We start from the raw sequence: 2719 nt of genomic DNA on the forward strand, positions 1-2719 counted from the left end.
GCGCCATTTTGCGTAGTCGCGCACAACACGGACGCCGACCCGCGGTTTGTCTACGCAAACCGCGCGGCTCAGCAATGTTTCGAATACACGTGGGACGAAATGACGGCGCTGCGTTCCCGGTTATCCGCGGAACATCCTAACCGCGAGGAACGCGACGGTTTGCTGGAATCCGTGCGAACTAAAGGCTATGCAAGCGGATACCGTGGCCTTCGTATAGCCAAGTCGGGAAGGCGCTTCTGGATCGAGAATGTGACGGTGTGGAACCTGGTCAACCGTGAGGGAACCTATTGCGGGCAGGCCGCGACTTATCGGCAATGGAAAGACGTCTAGGCGGAATCGGTCGCAGACATCAGCCCTGTGTTCTCCGCTTGCCCGATCTTTGGGCGTTAGCACGCACACATGATGCAAGCCAAGCGATGCCGCTCCGGATAACCGCAACGACCGCATAGCTTTGCCCGGGTACGTGGATCAGCCCGTTGACCGCTGAAAATCCGACCGCTTCGATTTCCACGAACGTGTCGCAGGGCAGCACGTGGCATCCCCCTTCTTCTAACTTGACCACCACGGGAGATGTCACGTTCAAAAGCCAATCCAGAGCAGGGTCACGGTAGGTCAACCGAAGCATCCCGTCGATGGCAATAACCTGCGTTCCCGCGCGCTGATGTCGGGCATACCGTTGCCCGGGGTAGAAATACTGCCTGATCGATTTCATGAGGGGCACCTTCTCCGTTTGTCAGGATTTTCGCCAAGCCCATCGTGAAAGGGCTCAAGCACGGCTCAAGCTTAGTGATGTGCCTCGCTTGGCGACAGATTCAGCGCTGTACAATCTGTTGCGTAACAGATCCGCTAATACTTATCTGTTTCCGTCCAATTTCCCGACGTCTGTATCTGGCGCGAGCGTCGGGTTACCCGCAGCATCTGCACAATGACCCTCTCCATTGAAACGCCGCCGCGCGACCTGCCCATGGACGGCGAGCCGCTGTATGAACGTCTTGCCGAGCACTACCGCCGGGTGATCGCCGCAGGGACGCTCGTGCCGGGCGATCGCATGCCCTCCGTCCGGGCGTTGATGCATCGGCATCAGGTCAGCCTCTCGACAGCGCTGCAGGTCTTCAGGCGACTCGAAGATGCAGGCTGGCTGCAAGCCAAGCCACGCTCCGGATATTTCGTTCGCCGGCGGACGGCGCCGCTCTTACCCAGCGTTGGTGAGCCGGACAATCAAACTGTCCCGGCGGAAGCGCAATTCGTCGGTCTGCACGAATCCATTTCGAAAGTGATCGCGCGAGCGCAACGGTTTCCCGAAGCGCTGAACCTAGGCGGAGCAACGGCCGCGGCATCGCTTTACCCGACCGCCCGGCTGCAAGCGCTGACCATAAAAATACTGCGGCACCAGCCAACACTGCTGACGGAAGCCGCAGGAGAAGCAGCGGGAACCGTGCTTCGGCAAGCCATTGCAAAACGTGCTCTTTCGGCGGGGATGACGCTCTCGCCCGATGAGGTGATTGCTACGACGGGAGGCGTGGAAGCGGTGAACCTGGCGCTGCGCGCGGTGACTCAGGCAGGCGACACTGTCGCCATCGAGTCCCCGGCGTTCTTTGGCTTATTGCAAATTATCGAGAGCCTGGGTTTGCGCGCGCTCGAGATTTCGACCAGCCCGACAACCGGGATGTCACTCGAAGCGCTGGAAATGGCAATGCTCGCCTATGGGAACATCAAGGCCGTGGTGGTCGTGCCGCATCTGCAAAATCCATTGGGCAGCGTGATGCCAAACGAACGAAAGGCCGGGCTCGTCCGGCTTTGCGCGCGGCATAAGGTGGCGGTGATCGAGGACGAGCCGTATCGGGAACTGCTTGATGACGCCGCGCAATACAAGCCTCTGAAGGCATGGGATCGCGACGGCGGCGTAATTCATTGCGCATCGTTGAATAAAGTTTTGGCGCCTGGTTTAAGGCTAGGGTGGATGTCGTCGGGGCGATGGCACGCGCGCGTCAAGATGCTCAAGTTTGCGCAGAGCAGGAACAACGAGAGCTTGTCTCAACTCGTTGCCGCGGAATTCATCGGCACAGGTGCGTACGACCGGCATCTCTTCCAGTTGCGGGATCGATTGCGGACGCAGCGGGAAGCGACCGCCGATGCTATTGCGCGTTATTTCCCAACCGGTACGCGCCTTAGCGTGCCGGTTGGCGGCATCGTGCTTTGGGTCGAGTTGCCGGCTGGTACGGATTCGGGCCGGCTGTTCGAAGAGGCGTTGACGCGCGGCATTCGCATTGCACCCGGGACCATATTCTCCAATTCTCAGCGCTTTGTTTCGTTCATTCGTTTGAGCTGTCCGCAGCCGTTCGATCAAACCCTGGACGATGCGTTGCAGCGATTAGGGAAGCTGGCTAGCGAAATTGGCCAGGGGCAATAGCGAATAGCGCTCGATAAAAATATCGACGCGCTTCTTTATATGCGGCATTGGCAAGGCTTTTCTTCAAGCTTTCATATATCCGGTCACGCGCTTCTGCTCTTCTTGGCGAATAGTGTTGACTTGTGATTTAGTGGCTGCCTAAAATTCGGTCATTGTCATAAATCGGGCTAATGCCTTGGACGACTTGTAGTCGTCAACTCTCGGATTGCTTAGCTGCCTGACCGGCAGGACTCCGCGCTTGAATTTCTAGCCGCCGTCTTGCCTGCAGGCAGATGGTGCGCGTCGCAGTACTTTTCCCGTGCATCTCTC

The 2719-nt window shown here is 58.4% G+C and carries 3 protein-coding genes; 2 read left to right on the plus strand and 1 reads right to left on the minus strand.

Annotation, left to right across the window (positions count from 1 at the left end):
- Positions 1 to 330, plus strand: a 330-nt coding sequence (locus JWR14_RS22880) for an MEKHLA domain-containing protein (RefSeq protein WP_299712382.1), incomplete at its 5' end; no start/stop codon positions are given.
- A gap of 19 nt (positions 331 to 349) precedes the next feature.
- Here the strand turns inward: JWR14_RS22880 and JWR14_RS22885 are convergent.
- Complete coding sequence (locus JWR14_RS22885) at positions 350 to 712, minus strand: hypothetical protein (RefSeq protein ID WP_299712384.1); 363 nt, start codon at positions 710 to 712, stop codon at positions 350 to 352.
- A 213-nt stretch (positions 713 to 925) separates the two neighbouring features.
- Here JWR14_RS22885 and JWR14_RS22890 point away from each other — a divergent pair, with 213 nt between their 5' ends.
- Complete coding sequence (locus JWR14_RS22890) at positions 926 to 2410, plus strand: PLP-dependent aminotransferase family protein (RefSeq protein ID WP_299712387.1); 1485 nt, start codon at positions 926 to 928, stop codon at positions 2408 to 2410.
- Positions 2411 to 2719: the final 309 nt, after the last annotated feature.

Source organism: Caballeronia sp. (assembly GCF_028292365.1).
GTDB lineage: Bacteria > Pseudomonadota > Gammaproteobacteria > Burkholderiales > Burkholderiaceae > Caballeronia.

Excerpts from the sequence above, each read along its gene's own strand:
- JWR14_RS22890 (WP_299712387.1), top strand. The coding sequence starts at position 926 with ATGACCCTCTCCATTGAAACGCCGCCGCGCGACCTGCCCATGGACGGC.
- JWR14_RS22885 (WP_299712384.1), bottom strand. The coding sequence starts at position 712 with ATGAAATCGATCAGGCAGTATTTCTACCCCGGGCAACGGTATGCCCGA.